Annotated in this window: 18 protein-coding genes; 7 read left to right on the forward strand and 11 right to left on the reverse strand. The window is 69.8% G+C overall.

The window, feature by feature from the left end; translation table 11 throughout:
- Positions 1-339: 339 nt before the first annotated feature.
- Together trpS and OG408_RS24445 are read left to right on the forward strand one after the other, a co-directional pair.
- Positions 340-1,353, forward strand: a complete 1,014-nt coding sequence (trpS, locus tag OG408_RS24440) for a tryptophan--tRNA ligase (RefSeq protein WP_266781875.1) — start codon at positions 340-342, stop codon at positions 1,351-1,353.
- Positions 1,354-1,459: 106 nt separating this feature from the next.
- Positions 1,460-2,050, forward strand: a complete 591-nt coding sequence (locus OG408_RS24445; protein WP_266781877.1) for a 2'-5' RNA ligase family protein — start codon at positions 1,460-1,462, stop codon at positions 2,048-2,050.
- Positions 2,051-2,120: 70 nt separating this feature from the next.
- Here the strand turns inward: OG408_RS24445 and OG408_RS24450 are convergent, their stop codons facing one another.
- Positions 2,121-2,921, reverse strand: coding sequence for a decaprenylphospho-beta-D-erythro-pentofuranosid-2-ulose 2-reductase (locus tag OG408_RS24450; RefSeq protein WP_266781879.1), 801 nt, complete (start codon positions 2,919-2,921; stop codon positions 2,121-2,123).
- 74 nt (positions 2,922-2,995) lie between these two features.
- Positions 2,996-4,357 (reverse strand): FAD-binding oxidoreductase, encoded by a 1,362-nt coding sequence (locus tag OG408_RS24455; protein WP_326671952.1) that lies wholly within the window; start codon positions 4,355-4,357, stop codon positions 2,996-2,998.
- A 140-nt stretch (positions 4,358-4,497) separates the two neighbouring features.
- Between OG408_RS24455 and OG408_RS24460 the strand changes: the two genes are divergently transcribed.
- Positions 4,498-5,487, forward strand: a complete 990-nt coding sequence (locus OG408_RS24460) for a YihY/virulence factor BrkB family protein (protein ID WP_266781883.1) — start codon at positions 4,498-4,500, stop codon at positions 5,485-5,487.
- Here the strand turns inward: OG408_RS24460 and OG408_RS24465 are convergent.
- Positions 5,435-6,694, reverse strand: a complete 1,260-nt coding sequence (locus OG408_RS24465; RefSeq protein WP_323178010.1) for a D-alanyl-D-alanine carboxypeptidase family protein — start codon at positions 6,692-6,694, stop codon at positions 5,435-5,437. The genes OG408_RS24460 and OG408_RS24465 overlap by 53 nt on opposite strands.
- Positions 6,695-6,815: 121 nt before the next feature.
- On the opposite strand from OG408_RS24465, the gene OG408_RS24470 reads away from it, so the two are divergent.
- The 3 genes from OG408_RS24470 to OG408_RS24480 all read left to right on the forward strand — a co-directional run bounded on the left by OG408_RS24470 (position 6,816) and on the right by OG408_RS24480 (position 10,224).
- Complete coding sequence (locus OG408_RS24470; RefSeq protein ID WP_266781885.1) at positions 6,816-7,061, forward strand: SCO4848 family membrane protein; 246 nt, start codon at positions 6,816-6,818, stop codon at positions 7,059-7,061.
- Between the two features lie 65 nt (positions 7,062-7,126).
- Positions 7,127-8,449 (forward strand): metallophosphoesterase, encoded by a 1,323-nt coding sequence (locus tag OG408_RS24475; RefSeq protein WP_326671955.1) that lies wholly within the window; start codon positions 7,127-7,129, stop codon positions 8,447-8,449.
- A 221-nt stretch (positions 8,450-8,670) separates the two neighbouring features.
- Positions 8,671-10,224 carry an ABC transporter substrate-binding protein gene (locus OG408_RS24480; RefSeq protein WP_266781889.1) on the forward strand — a complete coding sequence of 518 codons (1,554 nt, stop codon included), beginning with the start codon at positions 8,671-8,673 and terminating at the stop codon, positions 10,222-10,224.
- 111 nt (positions 10,225-10,335) lie between these two features.
- Here OG408_RS24480 and OG408_RS24485 read toward each other — a convergent pair whose 3' ends face one another.
- From OG408_RS24485 to OG408_RS24500, 4 genes are all read right to left on the reverse strand, one after another.
- Positions 10,336-11,055, reverse strand: a complete 720-nt coding sequence (locus tag OG408_RS24485) for a TetR family transcriptional regulator (RefSeq protein ID WP_266781891.1) — start codon at positions 11,053-11,055, stop codon at positions 10,336-10,338.
- Between the two features lie 23 nt (positions 11,056-11,078).
- Positions 11,079-11,552, reverse strand: coding sequence for a thiol-disulfide oxidoreductase DCC family protein (locus OG408_RS24490; protein ID WP_266781893.1), 474 nt, complete (start codon positions 11,550-11,552; stop codon positions 11,079-11,081).
- A gap of 9 nt (positions 11,553-11,561) precedes the next feature.
- A complete protein-coding gene (locus OG408_RS24495) occupies positions 11,562-11,993 on the reverse strand; it encodes a hypothetical protein (RefSeq protein WP_285564800.1) in 432 nt (143 codons plus the stop codon).
- 67 nt (positions 11,994-12,060) lie between these two features.
- Positions 12,061-13,287 carry an MFS transporter gene (locus OG408_RS24500; RefSeq protein ID WP_266781897.1) on the reverse strand — a complete coding sequence of 409 codons (1,227 nt, stop codon included), beginning with the start codon at positions 13,285-13,287 and terminating at the stop codon, positions 12,061-12,063.
- 87 nt (positions 13,288-13,374) lie between these two features.
- Here OG408_RS24500 and OG408_RS24505 point away from each other — a divergent pair, with 87 nt between their 5' ends.
- Positions 13,375-13,884 (forward strand): MarR family winged helix-turn-helix transcriptional regulator, encoded by a 510-nt coding sequence (locus OG408_RS24505; RefSeq protein WP_266781899.1) that lies wholly within the window; start codon positions 13,375-13,377, stop codon positions 13,882-13,884.
- A 107-nt stretch (positions 13,885-13,991) separates the two neighbouring features.
- On the opposite strand, the gene OG408_RS24510 is transcribed toward OG408_RS24505, so the two are convergent.
- Genes OG408_RS24510 through sdhC form a run of 4 tightly spaced genes read right to left on the reverse strand, consistent with a single transcriptional unit; the run spans position 13,992 to position 17,412 of the window.
- Positions 13,992-14,768: a succinate dehydrogenase iron-sulfur subunit gene (locus OG408_RS24510; RefSeq protein WP_148020328.1), complete on the reverse strand. Its 777-nt coding sequence runs from the start codon at positions 14,766-14,768 to the stop codon at positions 13,992-13,994.
- Positions 14,768-16,522, reverse strand: a complete 1,755-nt coding sequence (sdhA, locus tag OG408_RS24515) for a succinate dehydrogenase flavoprotein subunit (RefSeq protein ID WP_266781902.1) — start codon at positions 16,520-16,522, stop codon at positions 14,768-14,770. Before sdhA ends, OG408_RS24510 begins: the two co-directional genes overlap by 1 nt.
- Positions 16,523-16,552: 30 nt before the next feature.
- On the reverse strand, positions 16,553-17,026 hold the full coding sequence (locus OG408_RS24520) for a succinate dehydrogenase hydrophobic membrane anchor subunit (protein WP_266781904.1): 474 nt from the start codon (positions 17,024-17,026) through the stop codon (positions 16,553-16,555).
- A 5-nt stretch (positions 17,027-17,031) separates the two neighbouring features.
- Positions 17,032-17,412 carry a succinate dehydrogenase, cytochrome b556 subunit gene (sdhC, locus tag OG408_RS24525; RefSeq protein WP_266781906.1) on the reverse strand — a complete coding sequence of 127 codons (381 nt, stop codon included), beginning with the start codon at positions 17,410-17,412 and terminating at the stop codon, positions 17,032-17,034.
- Between the last annotated feature and the right edge of the window lie 110 nt (positions 17,413-17,522).

The raw sequence follows: 17,522 nt of genomic DNA on the forward strand, positions 1-17,522 counted from the left end.
TCGTCGTGCGGTTCGGGTTGGTGTGCCCACTTTGTATCGTCGGTCGGATCGCCCACGAGGAAACCTTCACTTCACGGCGCGCCCGCGCTGTCCGCTGGTATGCGGGCACGGCCGCCCTGCCGGGCCGGCTTCCGGCGGCCCCGAGCCCCGCTCGGCGGAGCGTGCAGGGTGTTCATGGTCTCATTTGCGTCGAAACGCGACATTCGTTTGCGAAATGGCGGACCATCGTCAGCGGTGGCACGGCCCTCTCCAGCCCGGCCGCAAGCCCCCTCCCGCGTCCTCACACCTTTCCTACACCGGCGGCCCGTGATCGGTTCCGCACCTGAGACAATGAGTTCCATGGCCTCTGAACGTCCCCGTGTGCTCTCCGGAATCCAGCCCACCGCAGGCTCGTTCCACCTCGGCAACTACCTCGGCGCGGTCCGCCAGTGGGTGGCTCTCCAGGACTCCCACGACGCCTTCTACATGGTGGTGGACCTGCACGCGATCACCGTCCCGCAGGACCCCGCGCAGCTGCGTGCCAACACCCGGCTCGCCGTCGCCCAGCTGCTCGCCGCCGGGGTGGACCCGGAGCGCTGCACGCTCTTCGTCCAGAGCCATGTGCCCGAGCACGCCCAGCTCGGGTGGGTCATGAACTGTCTGGCCGGGTTCGGCGAGGCGTCCCGGATGACGCAGTTCAAGGACAAGTCCGGCAAGCAGGGGGCCGACCGCACCACGGTCGGGCTCTTCACCTACCCGATGCTGATGGTCGCCGACATCCTGCTCTACCAGGCCGACCAGGTCCCGGTGGGCGAGGACCAGCGCCAGCACCTGGAGCTGACCCGTAATCTCGCCGAGCGGTTCAACGGCACCTACGGGGACACCTTCACCGTGCCGGACCCGTACATCCTCAAGGAGACCGGGAAGATCTACGACCTGCAGGACCCGTCCGCGAAGATGAGCAAGTCGACGGCGAACCCCAAGGGTCTGATCAACCTCCTCGACGAGCCGAAGGCGACCGCCAAGAAGGTGAAGAGCGCGGTCACGGACACCGACACCGTGATCCGTTTCGACCCGGCCGAGAAGCCCGGCGTCAGCAATCTGCTGTCCATCTACTCGACCCTCACCGACACGTCCGTCGCCGACCTGGAGCAGAAGTACGAGGGCAAGGGCTACGGTGCGCTGAAGACGGACCTCGCCGAGGTCATGGTCGACTTCGTCACACCGTTCCGCGACCGCACCCAGGAATATCTCGACGACACCGAGACGCTGGACTCCATCCTGGCCAAGGGAGCGGAGAAGGCCCGGGCCGTCGCCGCCGAGACCCTGGCGCGGACCTACGACCGGATGGGTCTTCTGCCCGCCAAGCACTGAGTCCAAGGACCCTGGCGTCAGGACCTCCACAGGCGGCACACTGGCGGCGTAAAGCTTCCGGCCGTCAGTGGCTGAAAACAGACCATCGAGGATTGAGGAGAACGACGTGGGGACCGTAACGCTCGGCGTTTCGATCGCGGTCCCGGAGCCCTACGGCAGCCTGCTCCAAGAGCGGCGCGCGAGCTTCGGGGACCCTGCCGCACACGGCATCCCCACCCACGTCACCCTCCTGCCGCCGACCGAGGCGGCGGCGGCCGACCTGCCCGCGATCGAGGCGCATCTCGCCGCGATCGCGACCGGCGGCCGCCCCTTCCCGATGCGCCTGTCCGGCACCGGCACCTTCCGGCCGCTCTCGCCGGTCGTCTTCGTCCAGGTCGTCGAGGGCGCCTCGGCCTGCTCCTGGCTCCAGAAGCGGGTCCGGGACGCCTCCGGGCCGCTGGTGCGCGAGCTCCAGTTCCCGTACCACCCGCACGTGACCGTGGCGCACGGCATCTCCGAAGCGGCGATGGACCGGGCCTACGCGGAGCTGGGGGACTACGAGGCGTCGTGGACCTGCGGTTCCTTCGCGCTGTACGAGCAGGGCCAGGACAGCGTCTGGCGCAAGATCAACGAGTTCCCGTTCGGGGCGGGCGGCAGCGCCCCCGCCGTCCCCGCCCAGAGCGGCAGCACGGTGGACGCGCCCTCGCTCCACTCCTGAGCGAAGCACCGCTCCCGAGCGAAGCCTCCACTCCGCGTGGAGGCCCCTTCCTTCCGCCCGTCGCCCGCTCTCAGACCGGCAGGCGCCGGAACAGCGGCCGCGGCACATGCCGCAGCGCCGACATCACCGCCCGCAGCGCCCCCGGTACCCACACCGTCTCCGAACGCCGCCGCAGCCCCGTCACGATCGCGTCCGCCACCGCGTCCGGTGTCGTCACGAGCGGTGTCCGGGTGAACGGGATCGTCGCGAGCGGTGCCTCGGCCGCCGCCGCGCCGGAGCCGGCCGGAGCGTCCGTCGGCCTGACGAGACCGGGGCGTACGACCATCACGTGCACGCCCGTCCCGTACAGGGCGTCCCCGAGCCCCTGCGCGAACGCGTCCAGGCCCGCCTTGCTCGACCCGTAGATGAAGTCCGCGCGCCGGGCGCGCTCCCCGGCCACCGAGGAGAGCACCACCAGCGAGCCGTGCCCCTGTGCCTGGAGTGCGCCGGCGCACACCAGCCCGGCGGAGACGGCCCCCGTGTAGTTGGTCTGGGCGACCCGGACAGCGGAGAGGGGTTCCTCCTCGTCGCGTTCCTGGTCGCCGGGGATGCCGAAGGCGAGCAGCACCATGTCGATGTCGCCCTCGGCGAAGATCTTGCCGAGACCGGTCTCGTGGGCCTCGGTGTCCAGGGCGTCGAAGTCGACAGTACGGACGTAGGCGCCCCGGCCGCGCAGTTCGGCCGCGGCCGAGTCCAGGGCGGGGGAGGGGCGTCCGGCCAGCCAGACCGTGCGGGTGCGGCGGGCGATCAGCCGGCGCGCGGTGGCGAGACCGATCTCCGATGTGCCGCCGAGGATGAGCAGGGACTGCGGGGCACCGAAGGCATCCTTCACGGAACGCTCCTTACAGAAGGCGGATGGGGAGGGGGCGGGCGGCGTGCCGTCGAGGCCCGCCGGCCGCCGCCCCGTCAGAGGGAGAGCCGGCGCGACAGATCGGACCGGAACGCCCCGTTCGGGTCCGACTCGGCCCGCAGCTCCCGGAATTCGGCCAGCCGCGGGTACATCGCGGCCAGTGCGTCGGGGCGCAGCCGGGAGTCGTTCGTCAGGCAGACCCGGCCGCCGGTCGCCGCCACCTCCTCGTCCAGGCGGTCGAGGAAGCGGCCGAGACCCGGCAGCCCGGCCGGCAGGTCGAGGGCGAGGCCCCAGCCCGGCTCCGGGAACGACAGCCAGCCGGGATCGCTCCTGCCGAAGCGCTTGAGCACGGCGGTGAACGACGGGACGCGCCGCTGCGAGAGCTGTCCGACGATCCGGCGCAGGGTTTCCGCCCGCCGGTCCCCGACGGTGAACTCGTAGTGCACGAAGCCGCCCCGGGCGGGCATCCGGTTCCGGTGCGGCAGGTCGTCCATCGGGTGGAGGAAGGCGGAGATCCGCTGGAGTTCACCGGTCCGGGAACGGGGCGCGCGGCGGTACCGGACTTCGTTGAACGCGGTGGCGGACATCCGGCCGAGCAGCCCGCCGGGCAGCAGGTCCGGTACGGGGAGGTGGGCGGCGGGCGGCGGGGCGGTCTGGAAGGCGAGCGGTGTGCGCCGGGCGTGCGCCGGGAGCGCGTACAGAGGTGCGTGCTCCCCCCGGGTCAGGACGCCGCGCCCCGTCGACCGGCCGCGGGCGGTCAGGTCGACCCACGCGGAGGCGTACGTGGCGCGGCGGCTGCCCGCGGCGAGACGTGTCATCAGGTCGTCGAGATCCAGGGCCCGTTCGGTGTCGACCGACATCAGCGACGTCGCCACGGGGTGGAGCCGGAGCGTGGCCGAGAGGATCACCCCGGTCAGCCCCATGCCGCCCGCCGTCGCGTCGAAGAGCGGGGTGCCCGGCCGGACCGTACGGATGCCGCCGTCCGCCGTGAGGAGTTCGAACTCCGTGACGTGGCGTGAGAACGTGCCGGCGGCCCGGTGGTTGTCGCCGTGGACGTCGGAACCGATCGCCCCGCCCACCGTGATGTACCGGCTGCCCGGCGCCACCGGAAGGAACCAGCCCAGCGGCAGCAGCACCTCCAGCAGCCGGTGCAGGCTCACCCCCGCGTCGCACACCACGACGCCGGCTCCGGCGTCGATGGTGCGGATCCGGTCCAGCGCCGTCATGTCGAGGACGGAACCCCCGGCGTTCTGGGCCGCGTCGCCGTGGGACCGGCCCAGGCCGCGGGCGATCGAGCCGCGCGGCCCGCAGCCGCGCACCGTCGCGGCCGCCTCCTCGTGACTACGAGGGCGGAAGCGCAGCGCGGTCGTCGGGGCGGTGCGGCCCCAGCCGGTCAGGGACACGGTGTCGACAGACATGAGGGTGACCGTATCGCCCGAGAAAACACCTTTGAGGGATTTGTTACAACACTCACCGAAATGGGTGATTGAGGGAGCATCATCTCCTACGCGGCAAATCGGACATCGGTTTTCGGTGCGGGGGAGGGTAGTCGTACCTCATGGACTGGCTGAAAAAACTCCCCGTCATCGGGCCGCTCGTCTCCCGGCTGATGCAGACGCATCTCTGGCGCAGCTACGAGACGCTGGAACGGGTCCACTGGGCCAGGCTCGCCGCGGCGATCACGTTCATCAGCTTCCTGGCGCTCTTCCCGCTGATCGCGGTCGCCGCGGCGATCGGCGCGGCGCTGCTCTCCGACAAGCAGCTGGACAAGATCGAGGACAAGGTCGCCGAGCAGGTGCCCGGGATCTCCGACCAGCTCGGCATCGACAATCTGGTGGCCCACGCGGGCACGGTCGGCCTGGTCGCCGGTGCGCTGCTGCTCTTCACCGGCATCGGCTGGGTCGGCTCGATGCGGGACTGCCTGCGCGCGGTCTGGGAGATGGACGACCTGGACCAGGGCAATCCGGTGATGCGCAAACTCAAGGACGCCGGAGTGCTGTTCGGGCTGGGCGGGGCGGCCCTGGTGACCCTCGCGATCTCGTCGGTCGGCTCCGTGGCCGTCGGCTGGATCGCCGATCTCATCAACATCCCCGAGAACGGCGCGGGCGGTGTGGTGCTGCGGATCGCGGCCCTGGTGGTGGCGGTGATCGCCGACTTCCTGCTGCTTCTCTACCTGCTGACCCTGCTGCCCGGCGTCGAGCCGCCGCGGCGCCGGCTGGTGGTGGCCGCGCTGATCGGCGCGGTCGGCTTCGAACTGCTCAAGCTGCTGCTCGGCAGCTACATGAAGGGCGTCGCCTCGAAGAGCATGTACGGCGCCTTCGGTGTGCCGATCGCCCTGCTGCTGTGGATCAACTTCACCGCGAAGCTCCTGCTGTTCTGCGCCGCCTGGACGGCGACGGGCAGCAAGGGCGAGACCGCGCCGGGGACGGAGGAGGACGCGGACGCGGAGCAGGGCTCCGCGCCCGCAGCCGGCAAGGAGGCCGGTGGCAGCACCCTCAGCGGCGGGGAAGGCGGCGCACCAGGTCCGGCAGCGGCCAGCGCCGGTTGACCAGGAACGCCGCCCCGGCCAGCAGGACCAGCACGCCGCCGGTGATGCCCAGGGCGATCCCGACCCCGCTGGAGCCGTCGGCCGCGGCGGCCTTCGTGGTCCGGGGTCCGCCGCCCTTGTTCGCTGCCGGCTTGTCGGCCTGGGCGCCCTTGCCGCCCGTATCGGTCCCGGTGTCGGCGGACTTCGGCGGTACCAGCTCACCGACCGGCGTGACCTTGCCCGTCGCGGCGAAACCCCAGTCCAGCAGGCTCGCCGCCTCCTTGTAGACCGCGTGCGTCTCGTCGGACGACGGGTTCATGACGGTGACGAGCAGCACCTTGCCGTTGCGCTCGGCGACGCCGGTGAAGGTGTTGCCCGCGTGCGTCGTGTAGCCGTTCTTGACGCCCGCGATGCCCTTGTACGCGTCGACCCCGTCGGCCCCCGTGAGCAGCCGGTTGGTGTTCTGGATGCCGAAGCTCTCGCGCTTCTTGCCCTTCTTCTGCTCACCGGGGAACTGCGCCGTGGCGGTCGAGCAGTACTCGCGGAAGTCCGCCTTCTGCAGCCCGCTGCGGGCGAACAGCGTGAGGTCGTACGCACTGGAGACCTGGTTCGGCGCGTCGTACCCGTCGGGGGAGACCACCGTGGTGTCCAGGGCCTGGAGCTCCTCCGCGTGCGCCTGCATGTCGGTGACGGTCTTGGGGATGCCCCCGTACATCGAGGCCAGCACGTGCACCGCGTCGTTGCCCGAACGCAGGAAGACCCCGAGCCACAGGTCGTGCACCGTGTAGCTGAGGTCCTCCTTCACCCCGACCAGGCTGCTGCCCTCGCCCATGTCGGCGAGGTCCTCGTCCTTGACCGTGTACTCCCGCGTCTTCGGCTGGAGGGCCGGCGACGGCATCACGGTGTCCGCGAAGAGCATCTTCAGCGTGGAGGCCGGAGGCAGCCGCCAGTGCGGATTGTGCGAGGCGAGCACGTCACCGGTCTCCGCGTCCGAGACCATCCAGGATCTGCCGGTCAGATCCTTGGGCAGGACCGGGGCACCGGCGCCGAGATTGACCTGGGTCCCGCTCCGTCCGAGCTGTGCGCCACCGACCTGCGACATGCCGGCAGGCGGCTTCGGCTCGTCGTCGGCGGCGTCCTGACCGACCGCCGAGGCGGGACCGACAAGGAAAGCGGACAGCAAAGCGGCAGAGGTGACCGACAGTGCGGTCTTCTTGAGAGCTGACACGGTCGAAAACGTACATGCAGTTGATCTGAAAATGGATACCGGAGGTATGACCCGCCGTGCGTACCGCCGGGACAGCCCACCCCGGGCGAGGCGGCCGGGGGGTGGCGGAGATACTGATTCCATGAAGCTCAGCCGCCCCGTCTCCTGGTTCCTGCTCGCCTTCGGGGTGTGGAGCTGGTTCATCTGGATCACTTTCGTCAAGAACCTGTGGAAGGACGGCAGTGGTCTCGCCTTCGACGACGCGGGTGACCCGACTGCCTACTTCTGGGTGCATCTGCTGCTCGCCATCACGTCCTTTCTCCTGGGGACGGCAGTGGGCGTGATCGGGTTCCGTGGCGTCAGGGCCCTGCGCGGCAAGGACGCGTAGCGCGTCGGTTCCGAGCCAGGTCCACAAGCGGGGTAAACAGGAACGAACAGGGCGGGGGAGTGCGCATGGCAGTCGTGGGGATCGCTCTGGGGGCGGTCGCGGTGCTCGCGCTGCTGGTGTACGTGCACCGCTATGTGTGGCGCCGCTTCGTCGGTGACACGACGGCGGCGGGCAGCCCGCTGCGCCGGGCCGGCACGGTGGCGGCGTACACCCTGCCGCTCCTGAGCGTCGGCGCCCTGGTCTCCGGCCGATCGGGCGCGCCCTTCTGGCTCCAGCAGGTGCTGGCCTGGCCCGGGTACCTCTGGCTGGCCGCGCTGCTCTATCTGACGCTCGCTCTGCTGGTCGGCGAGGCGGTACGGCCACTGCTGCGCAGGCTGCTCGCGCGCCGGGCGGCCGCGGGCACACCGGCCGCCCCCACGCAGACGCAGGCGCAGGCGCATGCGGAGACGCAGGCCATGGCGACGACCACCCCGCAGGCGGCCGCCCCCGCGCCTGCCCCGGCCCCCGCACCCGTCTCCACCCCCGTCTCCGCTCCCGCTCCCGCTCCCGCACCCGCCGCCGACCCCTCGCGCCGCCTGTTCGTCGCGCGGGCCGTCGGGGGCGCCGCGGCCGTCGCCGGGCTCGGTACGACCGGCTACGGCGCGTACGGCGTGCTGCGCGGCCCGCGCGTCAAGCGCGTCACCGTCCCGCTCGCCCGGCTGCCGCGCTCCGCGCACGGCTTCCGGATCGCCGTCGTCAGCGATATCCACCTGGGCCCGATCCTGGGCCGCGCCCACACGCGGCGGATCGTCGACACGGTCAACCGGACCCAGCCCGATCTGATCGCCGTCGTCGGGGATCTGGTCGACGGATCGGTCGACGATCTCGGTCCGGCCGCCGAACCGCTTGCCGGACTCCGGTCCCGGCACGGCGCGTTCTTTGTCACCGGTAACCACGAGTACTACTCGGGCGCCGCCCAATGGGTCGATCATGTAAGGGAATTGGGGCTGCACCCGCTGGAGAATGCCCGAGTGGAGATCGGCGGCTTCGATCTCGCCGGGGTCAATGACATCGGGGGCGAGAGCGAAGGGCACGGGCCCGATTTCGGCCGGGCGCTCGGCGACCGCGACCGTACGCGCGCTGCCGTCCTCATGGCCCACCAGCCCGTCGTCATCGACGAGGCCGTCGAGCACGGCGTCGACCTCCAGCTCTCCGGCCACACGCACGGCGGCCAGCTCTGGCCCGGCAACTACATCGCGGAGCTGTCCAATCCCACGGTCGCCGGGCTCGAACGCTACGGCGACACCCAGCTGTACGTCACGCGCGGCGCGGGGGCCTGGGGTCCGCCCGTGCGGGTCGGCGCACCCTCCGATATCACCGTCGTCGAGCTCGCGTCCCGTCAGGCGTAATCACCGTCGGATGCCCCGGAAATAGCCGATCGGGTGACCGGTCGTGAACCCTCTGTGTGCGTCCTGTCGTTCAAAGGTTTCAACTGGCGAACGAAAGCTGTGAGCCCCTGATTTCCTCTTCCAGATGTGAATGTCGTGTGATTGGCTGACCGTGAACTTGTGCGGTGATCTGCGTATCTGAGCGCGACGCCGAGGTGGGGCTGGTAAGGGAGAGCACGGCAATGCGGTCGATCCGGCTACGGATTCTCGCGATTCTCGCGGTTTTGGTCATCGCAGGCGTCGTCGCCTGGCAGTTGATTCCCTCGGACGAGGGGAATACTGATCCGGTCACGGTCGGCACGACCGACGAGGTGACCTCGCTCGACCCGGCCGGCGCGTACGACGCGGGTTCCTGGGCGATGTACAGCAACGTCTACCAGTCGCTCATGACGTTCAAGTCCGGGGCGATCGTCCCCGAGCCGGACGCCGCCGAGAGCTGCGGCTTCATCGGCGGGAAGCTGCAGACGTACCAGTGCAAGCTCCGGGACGACCTGACCTTCTCCGACGGCCAGAAGATCACCACCGAGGACGTCAAGTACTCCTTCGACCGGATGATGGAGATCAAGACGGACGTCGGTCCCTCCGTCCTGTTCCCCAGCCTGAAGAACGTGGTGGCCGAGGGCCGCACCATCACCTTCAACCTCTCCGCGCGTGACGCGACCTTCCCGCAGAAGCTGGCCACCGGTGCCGGTTCGATCGTGGAGAAGGACGCCTACTCGGAGCACAAGCTGCAGAGCGACAACAAGGTCACCGGGTCCGGGCCGTACGTGCTGAAGTCCTACGAGCCCGGCGTCTCGGCCGAACTGGTCCCCAACACCAAGTACAAGGGTGCGCTGAAGAGCCTCGGCGGTCCGGTCACCGTGCGCTACTACAAGCAGTCGGACGATCTCCTGGCCGCCTGGAAGTCCGGCCAGGTCGACGTCACGCACCGTCAGCTCCCGCCGTCCACGCTCGCCGAGCTGGACACCGGTGACGTCGACCAGCGCGTGACGGAAGCGGACAGCGCCGAGATCCGCAACCTCGTCTTCAACGTCCGCAAGGGCGCCCCGCTCGCCGACAAGAAGGTCCGGCAGGCCATCGCGGCCATCATCGACCGCGCGCCGCTGGTGACCGACGTCTACAAGGGCACCGTCGAGCCGCTCTACTCGCTGATCCCGCAGGGCTACATCGGGCACAGCACCCCGTTCTTCGACGCGTACCCCGCCCCGGACGCCAAGCGGGCCAAGGAGCTGATGCAGGAGGCCGGCGTCGAGCTGCCGCTGCACATCACCTTCGCCTACCGCGACGACGACGCGTACAAGAAGGAGACCTCGGAGATCGTCCGCCAGCTGGAGGCCGACGGACTCTTCAAGGTCACCGTGAAGGCCGTGGAGTGGCAGGCCTTCCAGAAGGGTTACGCGGCCGGCAAGTACGACGCGTACACCGTCGGCTGGCTCCCCGACTACCCGGACCCCGACACCTTCAGCCAGCCGCTCGTCGGCCGGGACAGCAGCCTCCACAACGGCTACACCAGCGCGAAGATGGACCAGCTGATCAGCTCCACGCTGCAGTACAGCGACCGCAGCCGCACCTCCGCCGACTTCAAGGACCTCCAGAAGCTCGTCGGCGAGGACGTGCCGCTGGTGCCGCTGTGGCAGAAGAAGGACTACGTCGTCGCCAAGCCCGACATCGCCGGATCGCAGTACCTCTCCGACGGCACCGGCATCTGGCGCCTGTGGGAACTCGGCTGGATCTAGTCACAGCCACCGAAAGCGGCGTCACCGCACCACGGACGTCACCGAGCGGCCGCCCCGGACTTCCGGGGCGGCCGCTCGGCCGTTCCGCGGCACCGCGTGGCGCCGCTCGTGTCACTTCTTGCCGGCGGTCCGCCCGGCGGCGCCCGGCAGGAACTCCTCCAGCACCTCGTGGACCTGGCGCACCAGCGGCCGCAGCACCCGGAACCGGGACAGGGCGATGGCCCGTGCGGCGATCGGGGCGACGCGCTCGACCAGCCGGCGGCTGCGCTCGGCGTCGTCCGTGCGGTCGTACACCCAGAACAGCACGAGGCCCATCTGCATCAGCCACATCAGCTGCGGCAGCAGTCCGGCCAGTTCGGGGTCGGTCCTGGTGCCGGAGCCGGACAGGCAGCGCTCGTGGATGGAGATGGCCGCCTCGCGGGCCGCGAACGAGTCCTGCGAGAACGGGCTGAGCGGGCTCTCCGGGTCGGCGGCGTTCTTGAAGAACTGGGAGGCGAAGCGGTGGTACTGCCCGGCCACGTCCAGCCAGCAGAGCAGGACCCCGCGGATGCGCACCGCGAGGTCCTTGTCGCCGGCCAGGACCGGCTGGACCGCCACCTCGTGCTCGGCGGCGATCCGGTCGTAGAAGCCCTGGACGAGATGTTCCTTGGACGAGAAGTAGTAGTACGCGTTCCCCACGGAGACGCCGGCCTCCTGGGCGATGGCCCGCATCGTCGTCTTGTCGTAGCCGCGTTCGGCGAAGAGCCGGAGCGCGGTTTCAAGGATGAGGGTGCGGGTCTGCTCGCTCTTGGGAGCCTTTGCTTCCTTCACGTCCTTCTCTTCCTTCACCACGGTCCCGAGGGTATCCGGGACGGCTACGTTCCCGGGCCGGGGCCCCGCACCGCGCACGCACCGTCCGTGCCCTCGTCCCCGCTGCCGTCCCCGTCGCCGCCGCCGTCCGTTCGGCAGGGCGCGGCCGTGAGCGAGCGGTACTTGGCGGCGGCGAGGACGGTCGCCCGGGCGAACGGACGGCCGGCCGGGGTGGTCAGCCAGTGGGCCCGCGGCCGGTGCTCGGCCAGTGCCCAGAGGCAGACGATCCACGCGGAGGTTCCGCGGTAGATCTGCCCCCGGTCACCGATCACCGTGATCTCCGTGAGAGTCGAGGAGTGGTCGAGGCCGGGGAAGCGGCGGTGCGCCTCGGCGGAGTCCGCCGGCACCAGGTCGAGCGGGACCAGCTGACGCTGGTTCGTCAGCCAGTGGCGCAGATGGACGCAGAGCGAGCACTGTGCGTCGTAGAGCACGGTGAGCCGTTCGACGGACAGCCGCTCTCCAGCGGTGCGGTGCGCCATGACCCGTCCTCACGCCCTGGGGGCGGGAGCGGCCCACGGACCCGGGTTCGGACCGGTCCAGCCCTGCGGTGCGACGGGCGGGGTCTGCTCGCGCTCCATCAGGCCGCGGCGGCGGATCCGGTTGAGGACGTAGACGTTGCCCAGGTGCAGGACGCCGAGGACGAGCAGGACGACGCCGACCTTGACCGACAGGGCCTCGAAGAGCTCGCGGGCGTCGGCGACGCCGTCGGAGTTCTTCAGGTAGAGCGTCACGAAGCCCAGGTTGACCAGGTAGAAGCCCACCACCAGCAGGTGGTTGACCGCGTCGGCGAGCTTCTCGTTCCCGTGCAGCACATCGGCGAGGAAGACCCTGCCGTTGCGGCTCAGTGTCCGGGCGACCCAGACCGTGAGCGCCACGCTGATGAGCAGATAGATGACGTACGCGACAACAGTGAGGTCCATGCCCCACCCTCCCTTGAACGCGTTCAAATGCTGTTGTCGTGGACTGTAGACCCCTCTTTGAACATGTTCAAGCCGAGGCTCGGGTGGCCCGCGTCACGGCGTCGGACGGCACTCCGAAGCGGCGTACGCCCGGCACGGCGGCCGTCGCCAGGCAGGCGGCGCCGACCGTCAGGCCCGCTGCCGCGAGCGGGACTTCGGCGCCCCAGGCGGAGGCCGCGAGCGGCGCCAGGGCGTAGCCCAGCGGCATCGCGCCCAGTGAGAGCAGCCAGTCGTACGAGGTAACCCGGGCGAGCGCGTGGGCGGGTACGGCGGACTGGACCGCGGTCTCCCAGACGGGGTTGAGGAAGCCGAGTCCGGCCAGGGCGATCCCGTACGCGACGAGGGACACGGCGACGGGGGCGTGGGCGGCCAGCAGGCAGAGCGGGAGCGCGTAGAGGGCGCCGCCCAGGTTGGCGAACAGGACCGGGCGGCGCGGCCGGGCCCGGCCGGCCACCAGGGAGCCGAGCAGCAATCCGACGGCCCCGGTCTGGAGGAAGGCGACCCAGACGCCCTTGCCGCCCAGGTCGCGCAGGAAGAGCGCCGGGCCCACCGTCATCAGGACGGCCGCCGCGCCGTTCCAGGCGGCGTGGGCGATCAGGCTCGTCCAGTACCAGTCGCGGCCCCGGACCTCGCCCCAGCCCTCCTTGAGGTCGGCGATCAGGGAGCGCCGCGGGATGGGGACGTGCCGGACCTCGATCGCGGCCAGCAGCGCGGCACTCACCGCGAAGGTGAGGCCGTCGAGGACGAAGGCCCAGCCGGGCCCCGCGGTGAGGACCAGCGCTCCGGCGACGGCCGGGCCGCCGATCCGGGTCGCGCTGCCGGTCACCGCCATCAGGGAGTTGGCGCGCAGCAGCCCGGACTCCGCCACCGTGCCGCGGATCAGGGGTGAGACGGTCGGCATCGAGAAGGCGCCGGCGGCGCCGCCGATGGCCTCGGCCACGGCGATCTGCCAGAGCGCCGGGGTGCCGGAGAGCAGTTCGGCGCCGACGAAGAGCTGGCTGACGCACCGGACGAGGTCGGTGGTCAGCGCGACCGTACGGGCGTTGAAGCGGTCGCCCACCACGCCGCCGAGCGGCAGCAGGAGCAGCTTCGGCACCATCGCGCAGGCGAGCACCAGGGCGAGCGCCCCGGTCGAGCCGGTGGCCAGATAGACGGCGAGGGTGAGGGCGGCGGGGATCGCGGCGTCACCGAGCAGGGACAGGCTGCGTCCGACGAAGAGCAGGCGGAACGAACGGGTGCGCAAGGGGTGAGACATGCGGGGAATCTATTTCGGTACCGAAGTATTCGTCAACGAAATATGCGACTCCGAAAGGAAGTTGGGGCCGGGCGTAGGCTGTGGCCCATGCAGCAACGCGACTGGACCGACGGCCACGTGGAGCGGTGGAAGCCGGTGCTTCCCGAACTCGACCCCGATGTCGAGGGTGCGGTGACCCGGATGAAGAAGCTCTCCGTCCATCTGCGCCGGGTGCGCGAACAGTCCCTGGTCGACTTCGACCTGGACCGGCAGGAGTTCGACACCCTCCACAAGCTGGCCGGCCGCGGCGGCAAGGCGGCCCCCTCCGAGCTGGCCGCCGATCTCGACCTCGCACCGGCCTCCGTCACCGGCCGGCTCGACGCCCTGGAGCGCCGCGGATTCGTCCGCCGCACCCCCTCCACCACCGACCGGCGGCGGGTCGACGTGGAGCTGACCGACGAGGGCCGCTCCACCTGGATCGGCGCGATGGATTTCCTCGGCCACGAGGAGGAGCGCCTGCTGGGCGTCCTCGCCAAGGACGAACGCGCCCTGCTCAACGACATGCTGCGGCGCATCATGGTCGTCGCGGAGCACAAGGGCGGGGCGGACTGGGACTGAGCGGGCCCGCGCCCGCGAGGGGCGTCGGGCACCCCGCGTACGGCAGAGGCCCCGTCCTCCGCAGTGTTCCTGCGGAGGACGGGGCCTCTCGGGTCATGCCGGGCGGATCAGAAGCGACGCGTGATCAGCGCGCGCTTCACCTCCTGGATCGCCTTGGTGACCTCGATGCCACGCGGGCAGGCGTCCGTGCAGTTGAAGGTGGTGCGGCAACGCCACACACCGTCACGGTCGTTGAGGATCTCCAGGCGCTGCTCGCCGCCCTCGTCGCGCGAGTCGAAGATGAAGCGGTGCGCGTTGACGATCGCCGCCGGGCCGAAGTACTGGCCGTCGTTCCAGAACACCGGGCACGAGGACGTGCACGCGGCGCACAGGATGCACTTGGTGGTGTCGTCGAAGCGCTCGCGGTCCTCGGGGGACTGCAGACGCTCGCGGGTCGGCTCGTTCCCCTTGGTGATGAGGAAGGGCATGACATCGCGGTAGGCCTGGAAGAACGGGTCCATGTCGACCACGAGGTCCTTGAGGACCGTGAGGCCCTTGATGGCCTCGATCGTGATCGGCTTCTCCGGGCTCAGGTCCTTGATCAGCGTCTTGCAGGCGAGCCGGTTCTTGCCGTTGATCCGCATCGCGTCCGAACCGCAGATGCCGTGCGCGCACGAGCGGCGGAACGTCAGCGTGCCGTCGGTCTCCCACTTGATCTTGTGAAGGGCGTCGAGTACACGCTCCTTCGGGTCGATCTCGATCTGGAAGTCCTGCCACTGGGCCTCGTCGGAGACCTCGGGGTTGAACCGCCGGATACGGAAGGTCGCCGTGATGTACGGCGAGTCGGCGAAGCCGGCCTCGGGCTCGGGAGCCTTGTCGGCCTTTTCCAGGGTGGGGGTAGCCATCAGTACTTACGCTCCATCGGCTGGTAGCGGGTCTGGACGACCGGCTTGTAGTCCAGCCGGATCGACTCGGTGCCGTCGTCGGCGACCTCGCGGTACGCCATGGTGTGGCGCATGAAGTTGACGTCGTCGCGGTTCGGGTAGTCCTCGCGGTAGTGACCGCCGCGGGACTCCTTGCGCGCCAGCGCCGACGTCGCCATGACCTCGGCGAGGTCGAGCAGGTTGCCCAGCTCGATGGCCTCCAGCAGGTCCGTGTTGAACCGCTTGCCCTTGTCCTGGATCGACACGTCGAGGTAGCGCTCGCGCAGCTCCGCGATCTTGTCGACCGCGGTCTTGATCGTCTGCTCGGTGCGGAACACCATCACGTTGGCGTCCATGCACTCCTGCAGCTCCAGGCGGATCGCGGCGACGCGCTCCGTGCCCGTGGAGTCGCGCAGCCGCTCGACCTGGTCGATGACCGTCTGCGCCGGGTTCTCGGGAAGCTCGACGAGGTCGTTCTTCGCGGCGTACTCGGCGGCGGCGATGCCCGACCGGCGTCCGAAGACGTTGATGTCGAGCAGCGAGTTGGTGCCGAGGCGGTTGGCGCCGTGGACGGAGACACAGGCGACCTCGCCGGCGGCGTACAGGCCCGGGACGACGGTGGTGTTGTCGGCCAGCACCTCGCCCTCGACGTTGGTCGGGATGCCGCCCATGGCGTAGTGCGCGGTCGGCTGGATCGGGATCGGGTCCGTGTAGGGCTCGATACCGAGGTACGTACGCGCGAACTCCGTGATGTCCGGGAGCTTGGCGTCCAGCTGCTCCGGCGGCAGGTGCGTCAGGTCGAGGTAGACGTGGTCGCCCTCGGGACCGCAGCCGCGGCCCTCACGGATCTCGGTGTAGATGGAGCGGGACACGACGTCACGGGACGCGAGGTCCTTCATGACGGGCGCGTACTTCTCCATGAAGCGCTCGCCGTCCTTGTTGCGGAGGATGCCGCCCTCACCGCGGGCGCCCTCCGTCAGCAGGATGCCCATGCGCCAGATGCCGGTCGGGTGGAACTGGAAGAACTCCATGTCCTCCAGCGGCAGACCCCGGCGGTAGCAGGCGGCCTGGCCGTCACCGGTCAGGGTGTGCGCGTTCGACGTCACCTTGAAGAACTTGCCGGTGCCGCCCGAGGCGTAGATGACCGACTTCGCCCGGAAGACGTGGATCTCGCCGGTGGCCAGCTCGTAGGCGACGACGCCGGCGGACTTCTTGACGCCGTCCTCCTCGACGACCAGCTGGTCCAGGACGTAGAACTCGTTGAAGAACTCCACGCCCTCCTTGACGCAGTTCTGGTACAGCGTCTGGAGGATCATGTGGCCGGTGCGGTCGCCCGAGTAACAGGCGCGACGGACCGGGGCCTCGCCGTGGTTGCGGGAGTGACCGCCGAAGCGGCGCTGGTCGATCTTGCCCTCGGGCGTACGGCCGAACGGCAGGCCCATCTTCTCCAGGTCGAGAACGGCGTCGATGGCCTCCTTCGCCAGGATCTCGGCGGCGTCCTGGTCGACCAGGTAGTCACCGCCCTTGATCGTGTCGAAGGTGTGCCACTCCCAGTTGTCCTCTTCCACGTTGGCGAGCGCGGCGGCCATGCCGCCCTGCGCGGCGCCCGTGTGGGAGCGGGTGGGGTAGAGCTTGGTCAGCACGGCGGTGCGGCTGCGCTTGGTCGACTCGATGGCCGCGCGCATGCCGGCGCCGCCGGCGCCGACGATGACGGTGTCGTACGTGTGGATCTGCATGGTTTACCTCTGGTCCTTCGGGCCCGGCGCCTAGCGGATGTTCGGGTCGAAGGTGAAGATCACCAGCGTGCCCAGCAGGACGGTGAACACCGTGGCGGTGTACAGCAGCATCTTCAGCCAGAATCGGGTGTTGTCCCGTTCGGCGTAGTCGTTGATGACCGTACGGAGACCGTTGGCGCCGTGCAGCATGGCGAGCCACAGCATCGCCAGGTCCCAGACCTGCCAGAACGGCGAGGCCCAGCGGCCCGCCACGAAGGCGAAGCCGATCTTGGATACGCCGCCGTCCAGCACCAGCTGGATCAGCAGGTGGCCCAGGACCAGGACGACCAGCACGATGCCCGACAGGCGCATGAAGAGCCAGGCGTACATCTCGAAGTTGGTGCGGGAGCCCTTGGGGGTCTTGCCGGTCCGCTTGCGCGGCGGCTCGATCACGGGCGCCGGGTTGTCGACGTCGTACAGAGCGACGCCCTCGACGGCGCCGATCGCGGAAGTCTCGGTGGACATTGGCCTCAGCTCCCGAATACTTCGCGTACGGCGTGACCGAGGACGGGGTACAGGGCCCCGACCATCAGCACGATCCAGATGCCCAGCACGGTCCAGAGCATCTGCTTCTGAACGCGCGGGCCCTTGGCCCAGAAGTCCACGGCGACGATGCGCAGACCGTTCAGCGCGTGGAAGAGAATCGCGGCCACCAGGCCGTATTCGAGGAGCGCGACGATCGGCGTCTTGTACGTGGACACGACGTCGTCGTAGGCCTCGGGGGAGACGCGGACGAGTGCGGTGTCCAGGACATGTACGAACAGGAAGAAGAAAATGAGGACACCGGTGACTCGATGAGCCACCCAGGACCACATGCCTTCCCGGCCGCGGTACAGCGTTCCAGCCGGCACGGAAGAACCCTCCGGGAGCGGGGATTGGGGTCGGCCGGCTTGACTGTCGGTCTGACCCGGCCGGGTACGGTCCACCGGCCCCGGCCATCGTAGCGACGGTTTGTCGGTTC

Source organism: Streptomyces sp. NBC_01257, assembly GCF_035917255.1.
In the GTDB taxonomy this organism is placed as follows: domain Bacteria; phylum Actinomycetota; class Actinomycetes; order Streptomycetales; family Streptomycetaceae; genus Streptomyces.